This is a genomic window from Azospira sp. MPR-LB4, from assembly GCF_058809525.1.
This window is the reverse complement of the sequence record NZ_CM179521.1, coordinates 246,221-263,299: the sequence shown is the minus strand read 5'-3', so window position 1 is coordinate 263,299 and position 17,079 is coordinate 246,221. Positions and strand designations below refer to the sequence as shown.

19 protein-coding genes are annotated in these 17,079 nt (G+C 66.5%); 1 reads left to right on the top strand and 18 read right to left on the bottom strand.

What is annotated here, in order from left to right; all coding sequences use genetic code 11:
- Positions 1-77 precede the first annotated feature (77 nt).
- From iscA to AC3QLZ_RS01190, 7 genes are read right to left on the bottom strand one after another with little or no spacing between them, the layout of a single operon-like run.
- Entirely contained in the window at positions 78-401 is a 324-nt protein-coding gene (iscA, locus tag AC3QLZ_RS01220; RefSeq protein WP_014237427.1) for an iron-sulfur cluster assembly protein IscA, read from the bottom strand.
- 34 nt (positions 402-435) lie between these two features.
- Positions 436-825 (bottom strand): Fe-S cluster assembly scaffold IscU, encoded by a 390-nt coding sequence (gene iscU, locus AC3QLZ_RS01215; RefSeq protein ID WP_014237426.1) that lies wholly within the window; start codon positions 823-825, stop codon positions 436-438.
- A 23-nt stretch (positions 826-848) separates the two neighbouring features.
- Positions 849-2,057 carry an IscS subfamily cysteine desulfurase gene (locus AC3QLZ_RS01210; protein WP_014237425.1) on the bottom strand — a complete coding sequence of 403 codons (1,209 nt, stop codon included), beginning with the start codon at positions 2,055-2,057 and terminating at the stop codon, positions 849-851.
- A gap of 43 nt (positions 2,058-2,100) precedes the next feature.
- A complete protein-coding gene (locus AC3QLZ_RS01205) occupies positions 2,101-3,258 on the bottom strand; it encodes a cysteine desulfurase family protein (RefSeq protein ID WP_014237424.1) in 1,158 nt (385 codons plus the stop codon).
- A 16-nt stretch (positions 3,259-3,274) separates the two neighbouring features.
- Positions 3,275-3,751, bottom strand: a complete 477-nt coding sequence (gene iscR / locus AC3QLZ_RS01200) for a Fe-S cluster assembly transcriptional regulator IscR (RefSeq protein WP_014237423.1) — start codon at positions 3,749-3,751, stop codon at positions 3,275-3,277.
- A 60-nt stretch (positions 3,752-3,811) separates the two neighbouring features.
- The gene (gene cysE, locus AC3QLZ_RS01195) at positions 3,812-4,567 is read right to left on the bottom strand and encodes a serine O-acetyltransferase (RefSeq protein ID WP_014237422.1); all 756 of its coding nucleotides are present in this window, start codon (positions 4,565-4,567) and stop codon (positions 3,812-3,814) included.
- 54 nt (positions 4,568-4,621) lie between these two features.
- The gene (locus tag AC3QLZ_RS01190; protein ID WP_014237421.1) at positions 4,622-5,401 is read right to left on the bottom strand and encodes an RNA methyltransferase; all 780 of its coding nucleotides are present in this window, start codon (positions 5,399-5,401) and stop codon (positions 4,622-4,624) included.
- A 101-nt stretch (positions 5,402-5,502) separates the two neighbouring features.
- On the opposite strand from AC3QLZ_RS01190, the gene AC3QLZ_RS01185 reads away from it, so the two are divergent.
- Positions 5,503-6,306, top strand: coding sequence for an inositol monophosphatase family protein (locus tag AC3QLZ_RS01185; RefSeq protein ID WP_014237420.1), 804 nt, complete (start codon positions 5,503-5,505; stop codon positions 6,304-6,306).
- 84 nt (positions 6,307-6,390) lie between these two features.
- Here AC3QLZ_RS01185 and AC3QLZ_RS01180 read toward each other — a convergent pair whose 3' ends face one another.
- From AC3QLZ_RS01180 to AC3QLZ_RS01130, 11 genes are all read right to left on the bottom strand, one after another.
- Positions 6,391-9,315, bottom strand: a complete 2,925-nt coding sequence (locus AC3QLZ_RS01180; RefSeq protein ID WP_014237419.1) for a putative bifunctional diguanylate cyclase/phosphodiesterase — start codon at positions 9,313-9,315, stop codon at positions 6,391-6,393.
- Complete coding sequence (locus tag AC3QLZ_RS01175; protein ID WP_157870622.1) at positions 9,316-10,239, bottom strand: substrate-binding domain-containing protein; 924 nt, start codon at positions 10,237-10,239, stop codon at positions 9,316-9,318.
- 203 nt (positions 10,240-10,442) lie between these two features.
- Complete coding sequence (locus tag AC3QLZ_RS01170; RefSeq protein WP_014237417.1) at positions 10,443-10,664, bottom strand: YMGG-like glycine zipper-containing protein; 222 nt, start codon at positions 10,662-10,664, stop codon at positions 10,443-10,445.
- Positions 10,665-10,691: 27 nt separating this feature from the next.
- Complete coding sequence (locus AC3QLZ_RS01165; RefSeq protein WP_014237416.1) at positions 10,692-11,276, bottom strand: outer membrane lipoprotein; 585 nt, start codon at positions 11,274-11,276, stop codon at positions 10,692-10,694.
- A 27-nt stretch (positions 11,277-11,303) separates the two neighbouring features.
- Positions 11,304-11,639: a hypothetical protein gene (locus tag AC3QLZ_RS01160; RefSeq protein ID WP_014237415.1), complete on the bottom strand. Its 336-nt coding sequence runs from the start codon at positions 11,637-11,639 to the stop codon at positions 11,304-11,306.
- A gap of 225 nt (positions 11,640-11,864) precedes the next feature.
- The gene (locus AC3QLZ_RS01155; RefSeq protein ID WP_014237414.1) at positions 11,865-13,226 is read right to left on the bottom strand and encodes a sigma 54-interacting transcriptional regulator; all 1,362 of its coding nucleotides are present in this window, start codon (positions 13,224-13,226) and stop codon (positions 11,865-11,867) included.
- A 2-nt stretch (positions 13,227-13,228) separates the two neighbouring features.
- On the bottom strand, positions 13,229-13,681 hold the full coding sequence (locus AC3QLZ_RS01150; RefSeq protein WP_014237413.1) for a hypothetical protein: 453 nt from the start codon (positions 13,679-13,681) through the stop codon (positions 13,229-13,231).
- A gap of 39 nt (positions 13,682-13,720) precedes the next feature.
- The gene (locus tag AC3QLZ_RS01145) at positions 13,721-15,157 is read right to left on the bottom strand and encodes a HAMP domain-containing sensor histidine kinase (RefSeq protein WP_014237412.1); all 1,437 of its coding nucleotides are present in this window, start codon (positions 15,155-15,157) and stop codon (positions 13,721-13,723) included.
- A 98-nt stretch (positions 15,158-15,255) separates the two neighbouring features.
- Entirely contained in the window at positions 15,256-15,822 is a 567-nt protein-coding gene (locus AC3QLZ_RS01140; RefSeq protein ID WP_014237411.1) for a YceI family protein, read from the bottom strand.
- A gap of 76 nt (positions 15,823-15,898) precedes the next feature.
- On the bottom strand, positions 15,899-16,477 hold the full coding sequence (locus AC3QLZ_RS01135) for a YceI family protein (RefSeq protein WP_014237410.1): 579 nt from the start codon (positions 16,475-16,477) through the stop codon (positions 15,899-15,901).
- A gap of 50 nt (positions 16,478-16,527) precedes the next feature.
- Positions 16,528-17,067 carry a cytochrome b gene (locus tag AC3QLZ_RS01130; RefSeq protein ID WP_014237409.1) on the bottom strand — a complete coding sequence of 180 codons (540 nt, stop codon included), beginning with the start codon at positions 17,065-17,067 and terminating at the stop codon, positions 16,528-16,530.
- Positions 17,068-17,079 lie beyond the last annotated feature (12 nt).

The window sequence follows — 17,079 nt, the reverse complement described above, 5'->3', positions numbered from 1 at the left end:
GATGCCCCCCAGGGAACCCCTGCGGGACAGTGCAAGCAGCACGGCAAGCCCGGGCAATGACGCCAAGGCAAGCCGCCTCAGACCTTGAAGCTTTCGCCGCAGCCGCACTGATCCTTGACATTGGGGTTGTTGAACTTGAACCCCTCGTTCAGGCCTTCACGGGCATAGTCCAGCTCGGTGCCGTCCAGGTAGGGCAGGCTCTTCGGATCCACCAGCACCTTGACGCCGTGGCACTCGAAAATCTGATCGTCTTCGGCCAGTTCGTCAGCAAACTCGAGCTTGTAGGCCATGCCGGAGCAGCCGCTGGTGCGGACGCCCAGGCGCAGGCCGATGCCCTTGCCGCGTTTGGTGATGTAGTTGGCCACGTGCTTGGCCGCCTGCTCGGTCAGTGTAACCGCCATGATGTGTTCCCCTTGGAAAACTGGACAATAAAGCTCAGTTGTCTCCGTGCTTCTTCTTATAGTCGGCCACCGCCGCCTTGATGGCATCTTCCGCCAGGATGGAGCAGTGAATCTTCACCGGCGGCAGGGCCAGTTCTTCGGCGATGTCCGTGTTCTTGATCTCCAGGGCCTGATCCAGGCTCTTGCCCTTGACCCACTCGGTCACCAGGCTGGAGGAGGCAATGGCGGAACCGCAGCCGTAGGTCTTGAACTTGGCGTCCTCGATGACGCCTTCCTTGTTGACCTTGATCTGCAGCTTCATGACGTCGCCGCAGGCGGGGGCGCCCACCATGCCGGTGCCGACGCCGCCCTCTTCCTCCTTGGTGAAGGAACCGACGTTGCGGGGATTTTCGTAGTGGTCCAGGACCTTGACGCTGTATGCCATGATGATTGCTCCTTAATTCAGGTTCAGTGGGCAGCCCACTGGACGGTATTCAGATCGATGCCTTCCTTGAACATGTCCCACAGGGGGGACAGTTCGCGCAGCTTGCCCACCTTGCTGTGCAGCAGCTTGACCACGAAATCCACCTCTTCCTCGGTGGTGAAGCGGCCGATGGAGAAGCGGATGGAACTGTGGGCCAGTTCGTCTTCCCGCCCTAAGGCACGCAGAACGTAGGAAGGTTCCAGGCTGGCGGAGGTGCAGGCGGAACCGGAGGAAACGGCCACGTCCTTGATCGCCATCAGCAGGGACTCGCCTTCCACGTAGGCAAAGCTCATGTTCAGGTTGTGGGCGACGCGGTGCTCCAGATCCCCGTTTACGTAGACCGCTTCCATGTCGGAAAGTCCCTTCAGCAGCTTGTCGCGCAGGGCGGCGATGCGCTTATTTTCCTCGACCATTTCTTCCTTGGCCAGACGGAAGGCTTCGCCCATGCCGACGATCTGGTGGGTGGCCAGGGTGCCGGAGCGGAAACCGCGCTCGTGGCCGCCGCCGTGCATCTGAGCTTCCAGGCGGACGCGGGGCTTGCGGCGGATGTAGAGGGCGCCGATGCCCTTGGGGCCGTAGGTCTTGTGGGCGGAGAAGCTCATCAGGTCCACCTTGAGCTTCTCCAGGTCGATATCCACCTTGCCGGTGGCCTGGGCCGCATCGACGTGGAAGATGATGCCCTTCTCGCGGCAGATCTCGCCGATCTCGGCGATGGGCTGGACCACGCCGATTTCGTTATTCACGAACATCACCGATACCAGCACGGTGTCGGGACGGATGGCGGCCTTCAGCACTTCCAGGTCGATCAGGCCGTTTTCCTGCACGTCCAGGTAGGTGGCGGAGAAGCCCTGGCGCTCCATTTCGCGCACGGTGTCGAGCACGGCCTTGTGCTCGGTCTTGACGGTGATGATGTGCTTGCCTTTGCCGGCGTAGAAATTGGCGGCACCCTTGATGGCCAGGTTGTTGGATTCGGTGGCGCCGGAGGTCCACACGATTTCCTTGGGGTCCGCATTCACCAGGGCGGCGACCTGCTCCCGGGCCTCTTCCACGGCGGCCTCGGCTTCCCAGCCGTAGCTGTGGGAGCGGGAGGCGGGGTTGCCGAACTTCTCCACCAGGAAGGGGATCATCTTTTCCGCCACGCGCGGATCCACGGGCGTGGTGGCCGAGTAGTCGAGGTAGATGGGCAGTTTCATGTTCTCGTCGCTCCAAAAAGGTTTTGCACGTTCTTGTTGTCCGTTACGACGCCATGGCCGTGAGGCTGGTCAGGCGTTCCAGGGTGCCCTTCAGCACCCCGAGAAATTCTTCAATCTGGGCCGCCGTACTGGTGGCCCCCAGGCTCACCCGCACCGCGCCCCGGGCCAGTTCCGGCGCCACGCCCATGGCCATGAGGACCCGGGAAGGCTCCGGATTGGCCGAGGAACAGGCCGCACCGCTGGCCACCGCAAAACCGGCCCGGTCCAGGTAGCCCACCAGGGTTTCGCCATCCACACCGGGAAAGGCGAAGTAGCTGGTGTTGGGCAGGCGCTCGGCGCCGGCACCGAAAATCCTGGCACCCTGGTGATGCAGACCGGCTTCCAGTTGCTGTCGCAAATCCGCCAGCCGGCGTCGGTTTTCCTTCACGTTACGGGCCGCCAGGGCACAGGCTGCACCGAACCCGACAATGGCGGGGACGTTTTCCGTACCGGAACGCAAGTTCCGTTCCTGTCCGCCGCCGGCGATCAGGGGCTGCAGCTCGACCCGCTTGTCCAGGACCAGGGCCGCGGCACCCTTGGGGCCGCCGATCTTGTGGCTGGAAACGCTGAGGGCGTGGACGCCGGCCCCGTTGAGGGCGCGAAAATCCAGCTCCAGCTTGCCCAGCACCTGCACCGCATCGCTGTGGAACCAGGCGCCGGTGGGCCGGGCCGCCTGGGCCAGGGCGGCCACATCCTGCAGCACGCCGGTTTCGTTGTTGGCCAGCATCACCGACACCAGAGCCGGACGCCGGGCCAGAAGTTCAGCATAGGCGCCCTGCTCCACCCTGCCCTCGCCATCAACGGCCAGGGTAGCCACTTCCCAGCCCTGCCGGGCCAGCTGCTCCGCCGGACGGGCGATGCAGGGATGCTCCACGGCGGAGACCGCCAGCAGGCCGGGCCGCAGGCTGACCGCCGCGCCCTTGAGGAACAGATTGTTGCTTTCGGAACCGCCGCTGGTGAACACCACCTCGGTGGCATGGGCGCCGGTGGCCGCCGCCACCTGCTGCCGGGCCTCGTCCACCGCCCGCCGCGCCGCCCGGCCGTACTCGTGGCGGCTCGAGGCATTGCCGTACTGCTCGCGCAGATAGGGCAGCATGGCCTCCAGCACCTCGGGATGCAGCGGGGTGGTGGCGTTATGGTCCAGATAGACCGGGGCGAACATGGCGGCGATCCAGCTTTCAGGCGCGGACCAGGACTTCCTTGACCCGGGGCCGGGGACCAAGGCGCTGCCCCGTGAGCAGGGCCACCTTGTCCTGCTGCTTGCTCACCAGGTCGTGCAGGCTCACCGAGGCCAGATATTCGTACATCTTGGCATTGAGGGTGGACCACAGGTCGTGGGTCATGCAGCGGTGTTCTTCGTGGCAGTTTTCCTTGCCGCCGCACTGGGTGGCGTCCAGGGGCTCATCCACGGCACGGATGATGTCGGCCACCGTCACCTGCTCCAGGGGCCGGGCGATACAGTAGCCGCCGCCGGGGCCGCGCACGCTTTCCACCAGGTTGTGGCGGCGCAGCTTGCCGAACAGCTGTTCCAAGTAAGACAGGGAAATCTTTTGCCGTTCGCTGATGCCGGCCAGGGTCACCGGACCCTCACCGCCACGGATGGCGAGGTCGATCATGGCGGTAACGGCGAAACGTCCTTTGGTGGTCAAGCGCATTTTTAGGCCCTCCAGGAAATACCTGAGAATTTAAGTCAACTATACTGATACCCGGATTTATTAGTCAACTATTTTGCTCAGGTATTTCGGATCGAAACGGTCGGCCACCGCCAGCTCGTCCTCCACCCGCACGCCGGCCTGTTCCAGCTTGTGCAGCAGGGTTTCGATGCGCCGGTCGGTTTCCACCGCGTGATCGAGCAGGCCGTGGATGGCCTTGGCCAGGGGATCGTCCTGGTTCTGCTGGGCCACGGCGTAGGCGGAAAAGCCCATTTTCACGGCCTTCTCCTCCCGCTTCTGCTCCTGCTCGCCCTGGATGATGCGGGCCGGATTGCCGACGGCGGTGGCGCCGCCGGGCACATCCCGCACCACCACGGCGTTGGAACCCACCTTGGCCCCGGCACCCATGGTGATGGGCCCCAGCACCTTGGCCCCGGCGCCAATGACGACGCCGTTCTCCAGGGTGGGATGGCGCTTTCCCTTGTTCCAGGATGTGCCCCCTAGGGTGACGCCGTGATAGAGGGTGACGTCGTCGCCGATGACGGCCGTCTCGCCGATCACCACGCCCATGCCGTGGTCGATGAAGAATCGGCGGCCGATGGTGGCCCCCGGATGAATCTCGATGCCGGTCAGGAAGCGGGCGATGTGGGCGACGAAACGGGCCAGCCAGCGCAGGCGATGCCCCCACAGCCAATGGGCCAGCCGGTGCAGGGTGATGGCATGAATGCCCGGATAACAGGTGAGCACCTCCAGCACGGACCGGGCCGCGGGATCGCGGTCGAAAACCGAGTGGATGTCTTCACGCAGGCGGGCAAACATGGATCAATACTCCTTGGATTTGTGGGGTTATCTTAAAATATCCCACTATTTTTATCAACTATTGTCCCGATTAATCTTGGCCCCGGGCAGGGGCTTCTCCGCCGCCGCCAGGATGCCGCGCAGGATGTTGATCTCGTCCTTCTCCAGGGCCGCCCGCCCGAACAGGCGGCGCAGCTTGGGCATGAGGCGGCGCGGGCTGTTGGGATTGAGGAAGCCGGTGGCCGTCATCAGGCGCTCCAGGTGGGCGTAGAAACCTTCCACCTCCTCATGGCTGGCCGGCGGCGTGGCAAAGGGCGTGGCCAGGGAACTGACCGGGGGCGCCCCGTCAAAGGCCGCCTGGCGCACCTCGTAGCACAGCACCTGGACGGCGGCCCCCAGGTTGAGGGAGCCGTAATCCGGGTTCACCGGCACCGTCACCAGCCGCTGGCACTGTTCCACCTCCGCATTGGTGAGGCCGGAAGTCTCGCCGCCGAAGACCAGGGCAATGTCGCCCTGGGCCGTCCACTGCAGCAGCTCTGGCACGGCCTGGCGCGCCGGCCGGGGAATGGGCCCCAGGTCCCGCTGCCGGGCCGACAGGGCCGCTGCCAGGACGGTGCCCTGCAAGGCCTCTTTCAGACTGGTGCAGATGCGGGCGTGCTCCAGCACGTCGGCAGCGCCGGAGGCCCGGGCGGTGGCTTCGTCGTCGGGAAACTGTTTCGGATTGACCAGGGTCAGGCGGGACAGGCCCATGGTTTTCATGGCCCGGGCGGCGGCGCCGATGTTGCCGGGATGGCTGGTGTTGCACAGCACGACGCGGATGCGTCCGAGCATCTCAATGGGGCTAATGGGGTTCATGGTGTAAAATGCCGGTTTATCCAAATGCTTAGGGCAGTCGCCGGCCGGGTCTACAAGACCGGAAGCCCGGAAACTGCCCCTTCGAGTTCTTTACAAAAGCCATGCATCCAACCCTGAACATCGCCGTCAAGGCCGCCCGTCGCGCCGGCCAGATCATCAACCGCGCCTCCAACGACATCGACCTGCTCAAGGTCGTTGCCAAGCAGCAGAGCGACTTTGTCACCGAAGTGGATCGGGCTGCCGAAGCCGCCATTATCGAAACCCTGCGCGAGGCTTACCCGAATCACGGGATTCTAGCAGAGGAGAGCGGCGCCTCCGTCGGACGGGATGAGGAATACCAGTGGATCATCGATCCCCTGGACGGCACCACCAACTTCATCCATGGCTTTCCCCAGTACGCCATTTCCATCGCCCTGGCCCACCGCGGCCAGGTGACCCAGGCCGTGGTCTACGACCCCATCCGCAACGAGATGTTCACCGCCACCAAGGGTGCCGGCGCCTTCCTCGACGACCGCCGCATCCGCGTCGGCAAGCGGGCCAAGCTGCAGGACGCCCTGATCGGCACCGGTTTCCCCTACCGCAGCTTCGACCACGTGGATGCCTACCTCAACATCTTCAAGGAACTGACCCAGACCTGCGCCGGCATCCGCCGCCCGGGCGCCGCCGCCCTGGACCTGGCCTGGGTGGCCTGCGGCCGCCTGGACGGTTTCTGGGAATTCGGCCTTTCCCCCTGGGACATGGCTGCCGGCACCCTGCTCATCACCGAGGCCGGCGGCCTGGCTACTGACCTGGCCGGCGAACCCGGCTACCTGGACAGCGGCAACGTGGTGGCGGGCAGCCCGAAAATTTTCGCCCAGCTGCTGCAGACCGTGCAGTCCAACCGGGGCAGCAACCTGCCGCGCTGAGGCGCCAAGGCACACCTCGCCCGCTACGGGTATGAAAAAACGGCGCCTGCGGGCGCCGTTTCTCTTTTCCGCGATCGTTTTGCCTCAGCTTTCCGGCATGGGGACGCCGCCCCGTAGCGGCACCGGCACATAGGCGGCAACCCAGGCCTGGAATTCCTCCGCCGGCACCGGCCGGCAGAAGTGGTAACCCTGGGCGATGTCGCAGCCCATGGCGTTGAGGATCAGCAGTTCGGCCTCGTGCTCCACCCCTTCGGCCACCACCTTCAGCCCCAGGCTGTGGCCCAGGGAGACGACGGCGTGCACGATGGCCAGATCGGCCGAATCGTTGACGATGTCCCGGACGAAGGAGGCATCGATCTTCAGCTTGTCCAGGGGGAAGCGTTTCAGGTAGGACAGGCTGGAATAGCCGGTGCCGAAGTCGTCGATGGACAGGCGCAGGCCGGCCTGTTTCAGTTCGGCCAGGACGGCGCCCACCTGCTCCGGCTCCTCCATGACGATGCTTTCCGTCAGTTCCAGTTCGATGCGCCCGGCGGGTAGCGGATAGTCGCCGACGATGTCGAGCAGGTTTTCCTTGAAGTGCTTCTGGCGGAACTGCAGGGACGACAGATTCACCGCCACCGGCACCGGTTTCAGGCCCATGGCCGGCCACTGCTGGTCCCACTGCACCTGCTGGCGGCAGGCTTCGGCCAGGACCCAGTCGCCGATTTCCAGGATGGTGCCGGTCTCCTCGGCCAGGGGGATGAAGTCGGCCGGCGAAACGAAGCCCGAGTCGCCCCGCCGCCAGCGGATCAGGGCCTCGGCCCCCACCAGGCGGCCGCTGCGGATCTCCACCTGGGGCTGGTAGAAAAGCACGAATTCCTTGCGCTGCACCGCCCCCCGCAGGGAGTTCTCCAGGGCCAGGCGCTCCCCGGCCCGGGCGTTCATTTCCGGGCGGAAGAACTGGTAGTTGTTGCGCCCCCGTTCCTTGGCATGGAACATGGCCGTGTCCGCATTCTTGATCAGCCCCTCCTCGTCCTCGCCGTCGGCAGGGAAGACGCTGATGCCGATGGAGGCCGTCACCCGCAGCTCCTTGCCGGCGATGTTGAAGGGCGCCGTCAGCTGGGCCAGGACGGCGTCGGCCACATGGGCCGCGTCCTCGGAGCGGCGGATGCGGTGCAGGACGACGATGAACTCGTCGCCCCCCAGGCGGGACACCGTATCCGATTCCCGCACCGCATCCTGCAGGCGCTTGGTGACGCCCTTGATCAGCTCGTCGCCGACGGAATGGCCGAGGGAATCGTTGATGGTCTTGAAGCGGTCCAGGTCGATGAACAGCACCCCCACCTCGTGCCCCTCCCGGGCGGCGGCGGCAATGGCCACGGTGAGCCGGTCCTGCAGCAGCATGCGGTTGGGCAGGCCGGTGAGAGGATCATGCTGGGCCAGGAACTGGATACGGTCCTGGGCCGCCTTGTGCTCGGTAAGGTCGGAGTAGATGGCGATGTAGTTGCTGACCGTCCCGGCGGCATCAGCCACAGCGCTGATGGCGGCCCACTGGGGATGGATGCGGCCATCCTTGGCCCGGTCCCAGATTTCCCCCTGCCAGTGTCCGGTTTCCCGCAGGCTGCGCCACAGATTGACGTAGAACGCCTCATCGTGGCGGCCTGACTGGAGAAAACGGGGTGTCCGCCCTCTCACCTCTTCCAGGGTGTAGCCGGTGACGGCGACGAAGGCCCGGTTCACCAGCAGGATGCGATTTTCCGCATCGGTGACGAAGACCGCTTCCCGGCTCTGTTCCAGCACGCTGGCCCACAGGCGCAGCTGGTCCTCCCGGCTGCGGATGGTGTGGGCCATGTCCTGCAGGGAATCGAAAAGGCTGGCGAACTCGACGCTGCCCGGCGCCTGCCCGGCGATACCGTCATACTGGCCGGCCTTGACCCGCTCCACGCTGGCCAGCAGGTTCAGCACCGGCCGGGAAATACCCCGGTTGGCCAGGGCCTGGCTGAGGGGCACCACCAGGGCCCCGGCCAGCAGCAGCACCAGCAGCAACACCCCCAGGGTTTCCCGCACCTGCTTGTTTACGCCCTCCTTTTCCAGGACCAGGAGCGGATAGGCCAGTTCGTTGCCCAGCAGGGGCAGGGAAAACAGCATGAGAAAGTGCCGGGGCGTCTCCTGCCAGCCGCTCAAGGGATTGCCGGCATTTTTCAGGAGCGGCGCCGCCCGGCTCAGATCGACCTCGGAAGCCAGGGCCTGGATGTCCCCCACCACCTGCCCCTGGGCGAAGAGCAGGCCAAAGTGCAGCGGCGTGTAGCGGGTCACCTGTTCCAGGAAGCCCTGGCCCAGGGTCTGGGTCACCACCACCCGCCCGACCGTGAGAGGCTCGCCCCGGGGAAAGTGGCGGATCACCGGAGCGCTGGCCAGCAGCATCAGCCCGTCGGGCGAGCGGACCATGGCCTGGGTCGGCGGCGCATTGCGGGCCAGGCCGGCGAGGAACTCCACCTCCACCGGCGTACGTCCGGCGTGCCACTGGTTGGGCGAGAGGGAGTCCTGTTGCCAGGCCAGAGGCGCGCCCGCATTGTCGAAGGACAGAAAACCCGCCTCCTGGCCGTTTTTCTCCACCCGGCCGAAGGCCACCCATTGGCCCCGGCTGTCCACCACCACCAGGGACAGGTGATCGGTGGCGCTGGAAAGGCGAACCAGATCCCCGGCCAGGCGCTTTTTCTCCCCATCGAACACCAGGGGATCGTAGTGCAGGGGATCGGAGTAACGGGATACCAGATTGAGGCTGGCCACCAGGGCTTCATCTGCCGCCAGGCGCCCGGCCATCTGCAGCAGGAAGGCCTGGCGGGTCTGAATCTCGGCACTGAGGGCCCGCTGGGCGGTGGCAAAGACCTCCCGGGTTTCCTCCCGGTGAAAACGCTCCACCCCGACGGACAGCAGGGTGCCCACCACCGTCAGCACCAGAAAGATGCTGAGCAGGAGCAGGGCCAGCAGCTTGGCCTTGATGCTGGGGAGCCAGTTGGGGGCGGTCATCTAGAAAACCGGCTCCTGGCGGGCGCTGCCCTGCCGCGTCACCAGCTGGCTGGGCACCACCACCCGCCGCGGCACCGGGCGTCCGGCGAGGATGTCCCGCACCACCCGGGCCGTCGCTTCGGTACTCAGGGGATAGGTGAAGGAGGCCCGCTGCTCGCCGTCAGCAATGGCCTGGCGCGCCTCCCGGATGTAGTCGATGCCGACGATGACCAGCCGGCCCGGATCGATGCCGTGCTTGCGCAGGGCCAGGCGGGCGCCGCTGGCCATGCTGTCCGACTGGGCGTAGATGGCATCGAAAGGACGCCCTTCCTCCAGCGCCTCCTCCACCGCCTTGACCGCATCGGCCCGCAGGTAATTGGCCGGGCGAATGCTGTGCAGGCGCAGGCCGGGGTGGCGGCGCAAGGCTTCGACAAAGGCGGCGGTGCGCATCTGGGAGGTGCTGGCGCCGGGAATGCCCTGCAGCACCAGCACCGTGCCCCGGCCCTGCAGTTCGGCGGCGATGAAGGCGGCGGCAGCGGCACCGATCTGCCCGTCGTCGGGCCCCACCCAGGTGGTATAGGCGTCCCCCTCCACCCGGCGCATCAGCAGCACCACCGGGATACCCTGGCGGTAAGCCTTGGCCAGCACGGGCGCCAGGGCCCGGGAATCCCGGGGACTGACGATCAGCACATCGACGCCGCGGGCGACGAAATCCTCCACGTCGGCCACCTGCCGGGCCGTCTCGCCCTGGGCATCGGAAAAGACGAAATTGACGCCGGGCTGGCGATTGAATGCCTCCACCAGGGCCCGTACCTGGGCCAGGCGGTAGTCGTTGGCCAGAGTGTCCTGGGCGAAGGCCACCAGGCGGGGGCGCTCGCCCCCCTGGGCTCCCCCTGCGGCAGCCAGGCACCAAAGCAGCAGGGCCGGGAACAACCAGGCCCTCATTTTGTGATTCGGAAACATCCCACTCGCTCCCTGCCGACGGGCATTGCCGATGGTATTTTTTTCTATGACAAAAATACTAGCATGACCCGGGGCCGGCTGCGGCGGTGCACCAAAAAAAGAGCCGATGGTAGGCGCCCCCGCCTACCACCGGCTTACACAAGCACCCGGAAACCGGGCGCGGCTCAAAGGGATTCGGCTCGGCGTCAGCGACGCTTGGACAGCTCGTTGCCCACCAGGCCGCCGGCAGCGGCGCCGGCCACGGTACCCGCCGTGCTGCCGCCAGTCAGGGCGGAGCCGACGACACCGCCGACGACGGCGCCGGTGGCCACCCCGACCTGCTGCCGGGTGGGATTGCCGCTACAGGCGGACAGGGTCATGGCCAGGACGGCAGCGGCGACGAGGGCTAAGGATTTTGCGGTTTTCATGTTGTTCTCCACGGGGTTGGGATGGGTTCAGGGAATGGCGCTGACGTTGCCGTTCACCACCTTCACCTTGTCGCCGGCGGCCACGGCGGGCACGTGGGACTGGGAAATGGTGCGGTAGGCGCCGTCATCCATGCGCACGGTGATGCGGTAGGCGGTCTGGCGATTCATGTTCTTTTCGATGCTGTTGCCGGCATAGGCCCCGCCGGCAGCGCCGATCAGGGTCATGGCCGTATTGCCGCCGCCCCGGCCGAACTGGTTGCCCACCAGGGCGCCGGTGACGCCGCCGGCCACGGCCCCCAGGCCGCTGGCATTGCCTTCCAGCTGCACCATGCGCACCGTTTCCACCACGCCGCAGTTGGCGCAAGTGGACTTGGCGCTGGCGGCCCCCTTGGCGGCGGGCTTGCCGCCCTCCTCCGCCTTGGCGGCGTCCTTATCGGCCCCCTTCTCCTGCAGCTGGGAAGACGCCGAGGGAATGAGGCCGGTGATGGCACCGATGCCCAGCAGGCTGAAGACGGTGAGAGAGACAGCGGCGGCCGTCAGCAGGGGATGCAGGCGACGGGCCCGCACCGGGGCCGGGGTCGGGGAATGGCCGATTTCGAAAGTGGAATCCATGGTCGCTCCTTGGCAGGGGGAACTGGCTTACCAGTCGTGGCGGTCGTGGTGGTGACGGTGACGATGCTTGTAGTGGCCGCGGTGGTAACCCCGGTCGTGGCGGTCGTCGTAATAGCCGCGTCGGCGGCCATCGTCGTAACGGGAACGGGTATTCAGGGAAACGCCGGCAGCCGCGCCGAGGGCGCCGCCGACCATGGCCATGTCGCGGCCGCCGATGGCCGAACCGACGGCGGCGCCGGCCGCACCGCCAAGGGCGCCGCCAACCACGGCATCGCCGTCGATGCCACCGTGGGCATGGGCCGCATTGAACAGACCGGTGCTACCGATCAGCAGGGCCAGCATGACAACTTTCCTGAACTTCATTTTTATTCTCCTGGGCAAAAAGCGCCGCCTTGGGAGCGCGGCTTGCAACCGTTATTGCAACGGCCGTGCCAGGAAAAAAACTTCCTTGAAGATCAGTAGGTTAAGAGAAAACAAAAAGAACGGGCCGGCCCCGGAATTTCGGGGCGGCCCGACAGGGGCTGCCATCCTTGATTACAGCCAATTGATTTAAAAAGGATTTATTTTGTCGGGCCAGCCCGACGCCCCTCAGGCGCTGTCGCCGGCCCCGGGCTTGAACTGCTTGGCATCCAGCTGATGCCGTTCCAGCAGCTTGTAGAACTCGGTGCGGTTGCGCTGGGCCAGACGGGCCGCCTGGGTGACGCTGCCTTCGGTGAGGCGCAGCAGGCGCACCAGGTAATCCCGCTCGAACACCTTCTTCGCCTCATCCAGGGAAGTGAAGGCGCTGTCACCGGAGCGCAGCGCCCCCTGGATCAGGGCCGCCGGCACCAGGCCGCCGCTCACCGGGGAGAGGGCCACCGCCTGCTCCACCACATTCTGCAACTGCCGCACATTGCCCGGCCAGGGCGCCGTCACCAGGGCCTCCATGGCATCCGGGGCGAAGGCGGTGACGGGTTTGCCGTAGCGGCTGGCCGTGCGCTGCAGAAAATGGTTGGCCAGCAGGGGAATGTCCTCCCGCCGCTCCGCCAATAGGGGCAGAGCCAGGGAGACCACGTTGAGGCGGTAGTAGAGGTCTTCGCGGAACTGGCCGCTTTTCAGGAGTTCGTCCAGGTCCCGGTGGGTGGCCGAAACCACCCGCACATCAACCGGCACCGCCTGGGTGGCGCCCACGGGGCGCACCTGGCGCTCCTGCAGCACCCGCAGCAGCTTGGCCTGGAGGGACAGGGGCATGTCGCCGATCTCGTCGAGGAAGACCGTGCCGCCGTCCGCCTCCAGGAACAGGCCCTTGTGGTTGTAGGTGGCGCCGGTGAAGGCACCCTTGCGGTGGCCGAAGAGTTCGGACTCCAGCAGGTTTTCCGGAATGGCGGCGCAGTTGATGGCGACGAAAGGCTTATCCGCCCGGGGGCTGGCCAGGTGGATGGCCCGGGCCAGCAGTTCCTTGCCGGTGCCGCTGGCGCCGGCGATGAAGACGCTGGCATCGGAGGCCGCCACCAGGCGGGCCCGCTCCAGCAATTCCTGCATGGCCGGGCTGCCGCCCACCAGATCGGCGCGCCAGGGCTCGTTCTCGCCGCCGCCCTGGCCGGCGGGGGACGCCAGGCGCAGGGCCTGCTCCACCTGCTCCAGCAGGGCCTTGCCGTCGAAGGGTTTGGTGAGGAAGCCGAAGACGCCGCGGCGGGTGGCATCCACCGCCTCGGGAATGGTGCCGTGGGCGGTGAGCACGATCACCGGCAGGGTCGGGGCCCGGCGCTGGATCTCGTCGAACAGGGCGAGGCCGTCCATGCCGCCCATCTTCAGGTCGGTGATGACCAGCTGGGGCCGCTGGGCCTGGAACATGACCAGGGCCTGCTCGCCGCTGTCGGCGGTGCGCACCCGGTGGCCGGCGGTGGCCAGGCGCAGGGCCAGCAGTTTGAGGATGTCGGCGTCGTCATCCACCAGCAGCAGTTCGGCCATGGCTATTGCCTCCCCTTGCGGCTGCGTTCGATAAGCTGGCGCTCGATGGACTTGAGTTCGTCCAGCTGTTCCTTCAGTTGCTGGGCCCGGCGCCCTTCCTTCAGGCGCTCGTTGAGCTGGCCCTGGACCAGGGTCGCCAGCTGGCCGGCGGGACCGGCATGGCCGGCCAGGGGTTCGAGCAGGGCCAGGGCCCGGGACTTGTCCTCCAGGGCCGGCTGGGGCAAGGCCAGCAGCACTCCCAGGCGCAGGCGGTTGCCCAGGCTGCGTTCCCGGTTGTAGGCCTGCTGGGCGGATGCCAGCTCCCGCTTCTGTTCCTCGGCGTTGGCGGCGGCAGTCTTCTGGGCCAGGGCCAGGGTATCGAGCACCAGGCGGTTTTCATCCACCGGCGCCGGCGGCACATGGCTGCAGGCCCCCAGGAAGAGGCAGAGGCTCAGCAGCAGGGATGGGAATTTCATGGGTATGCGGTAAGACAAGGCAGTTCGGCTAGGGAGGGTTCAGCGCCCGGCGGCAGCGAGGGGCAGGCTGAGACGGAAACAGGCCCCGGGAGGGCCTTCGGGCAGCATTTCGAGCCGGCCCCGGTGGGCCTGGGCCAGTTCCCGGGCGATGGCGAGGCCGAGGCCGCTGCCGGGGACGCTGGCGGCGGCGGGGCGGCTGCCGCCCAGGTAGAACCAGTCGAAAATGCGTTCCCGGTCGTTGGGGGCGACGCCGGGGCCCTGGTCGCGCACGTCCAGGCAGGCAAGGCCGTCTTCGGACTTCAGGGCGACGGCGATCATACCACCCTCGGGAGAGTACTTGACCGCGTTGGAGAGCAGGTTGTCGAGGACCGTGGCCAGCTTGTCCCGGTCGCCCCACACCATCAGGGGCTGGCATTCGGCCTGGAAAAGCAGGCCCCGGGCCTGGGCTGCCAGACGGTGGTCGTCCAGCCCCCGGCCCACCAGCCGGGCCAGGTCCACCGGCACGAATTCGAGGCGTCCCAGTTCATCCAGGGCCCGCTGGGCATTGAGCAGGCGCTCGATCATGGTCTGCAGCTGGCGGCTCTTGCCCTGGAGGATGGCGACGATCTCCCGCTGGCCTTCGGAGAGGGAACCGGCGGCGCCGTCGGCCAGCAGCTCCGCCCCTTCGCGCAGGGCGGTCAGGGGCGTCTTCAGCTCGTGGGAGACATGGCGCAGGAAGCGCACCTTCTGGGCCTCCAGCTCGTTCAGCTGCTGGCGCAGCCATTCCAGGCGCTGGCCCAGGCGCTCCAGGTCGGCCGGGCCGTGCACCGCCACCGGCGCCTGCAGGTCGCCGCCGCCGAGGCGGGAGACGGCGGCCTCCAGTTCCCGCACCGGCCGGGCGATGAGGGCGGCGGCCAGGGCCGAGACCACCAGGCCCAGCACCAGCATGGCCAGCAGCTGCTTCCACAGGCGCTGTTCCGCCTCCCCGGCCAGTTCGCCGAGGCGGCTCATTTCCCGGTCGGTGAGGGCGTCGCTGATGCGCTGCACGCCCCGGGCCAGGTCGGAAAGGGCGGCATAGTCTTCGGCCAGGCGGGCCTTGCCGCCCTGGATCTTCTCCAGGCGCTCGCGCAGGGCGGCCTCGGTGTCGATGGTACGGTTCAGCTCCAGCAACTGGGCTTCATCCAGGGGCAGCAGGGACAGCTCGCTGAAGGTGGTGCGAAAGCCCGCCCGCAGGGTGTCGTAGTCCGCCAGCAGGGACGGCTCTCCCAGCACCAGGTACTGGCGGGCGGAGCGTTCCAGGGCCACGGTCTGTTCCAGCAGCTGGCGGCTGGCCCGGGCCGCCTGGGCGGTCTGGCCCACGGCCTGGCGGCTCTGCTGCACCAGCAGGTTCACCTCCATGGCCGTCTGCACCAGGGCCACCACCAGAGGCAGGGCCGCGGCGAGAAAGGCCAGGGAGAGCAGCTTGAGAAAGGACTTGGGATAGAAGCGGGGAGACACGACGGGCCGGCGCGATATCTGGGGAGGCCCATTCTAAAGGCAAAAAGGCCCGCCGATGCGCCTTGCATCGGCGGGCCCGGAGGCAGCCTCGGGGAGGCTTATTCCTTGATGGCTTCGACGGCGATGGTCAGGATGACATCGTCGCCCACATAGGGAGCGTACTTGCCGGCGTTGAATTCGCTGCGCTTGATGACGGCGGTGGCGTTGGCGCCGCAGGCGTCCTTCTTCAGCATGGGATGGGGCATGCACTGGAAGGAGGTGACGCTGAGGGTGACCGGCTTGGTGATGCCCTTGATGGTCAGGTTGCCATCCACGGACACCACCTTGTCGCCGTCAAAGTTCACCTTGGTGGACTTGTAGGTGGCGGTGGGGAACTTGGCGGTGTCGAGGAAATCCTCGCCCTGGATGTGGCCGTTGAACAGGGCGGAGCCGGTATTGACGGACTTCATGTCGATGGTCACGTCCACACTGCCGCTCTTGGCGGCCTTGTCGATGACGATCTTGCCGCTGGTCTTGTCGAAATGGGAGAGCTGGGTGGAATAGCCGAAGTGGCTGTAGGAGAAGCGGGGGAAGGTGTGGCTGCCGTCCATCACATAGGTTTCGGGAGCGGCCACGGCGGCGAAGGAGGAAGCGGCGATGGCGACGGCGACGAGTTGCTTGATCATGGTGAATCTCCTGTATGGGTTTTCTCTAGGGTTGCTCTGGGTACGGCTTGGGGTTGGGGTGATGCGGCGATACGGCTTACTTCTTGGCCGCAGCGGCAGCCGCCGCCACGACGTGGAACTTGATCTGGATTTCGTTGGCTACGGTGCCGAAGTCGGCCCACATGCCTTCGCCGATGGCGTAGTCCGCCCGCTTCAGTACAAAGGCGCCGTCGAAGACGCCGTTGGTGCCCTCCTGCTTGAAGGTGAAGGGGGCGGTGGCATCCAGGGTCTTGCCCTTGATGCTCAGCTTGCCGGTGACCTCGAAGCGGTTGTTGCCAAGAGCCTTGACGCTGCTGGAGACAAAGATGGCCTTGGGGAAGGCCTTGGTGTTGAACCACAGCTTGCTTGCCACTTCGTCATTGGCCTCCTGGGAGCCGGCATCGATGCTGGCCAGGTCGATCTCCAGGCTGGCCCTGGCGGCCTGGGGCTTGGCCGGATCGAAGGCGATGCTGGCGGCGCTCTTCCTGAACTTGCCATCCACGGGCACGTTCATCTGCTTGTAGGTGAAGGCGATCTGGGTCTTGTCGGCCTGCACGGCGTTGAACTCGACGGCCTGGGCCGGCAGGGCGAAGACGGCGGCGGCCAGGGCGGCGGCGCCGAGGGTTTGTTTGATCATGGTGTTATCTCCGTGACGTTGGGGTTGGCGTACGCTTTTCTTGGTGCAGCTCAGGAGCGGCCCGGCAGCATGCGGCGCAGGGTGGCGTCCCGGTCCAGGAAGTGGTGCTTCAGGGCGGCGCCGGCATGGGCGGCCACCAGGGCCAGCAACAGGAAGTTGAGGCTCACATGCACGGTCTTCAGCAGGTTGCCCAGGTCCGGGTCCTTGCCGATCAGGTCGGGGATGGGCAGCACGCCGAAATAGACGGTCTGGAAGCCCTTGGCCGAACTCATCAGCCAGCCCGTGAGGGGGATGGCGAACATCAGCAGGTACAGCAGGTGATGCACGCCCTCGGCGGCGAGGCGCTGCCAGGCCGGCATGGGCACGGGGGCCGGCGGCCGGTGGCCGAGGCGCCAGGCAAAGCGCAGCAGCACCAGCAGGAACAGGCTGACGCCGGCCCACTTGTGCCAGGAGTAGATCTGCAGCTTCTGCGGCGACAGGGGCAGACCGGTCATGTAGAAGCCGACGCCCAGGGCGCCGAAGAGGCCCAGGGCCATCAGCCAGTGCAGGGCCTTGGCGGTGCTGCTGTAACGGTCGGTGCTGTGGTTCATGGTAATTCCTCG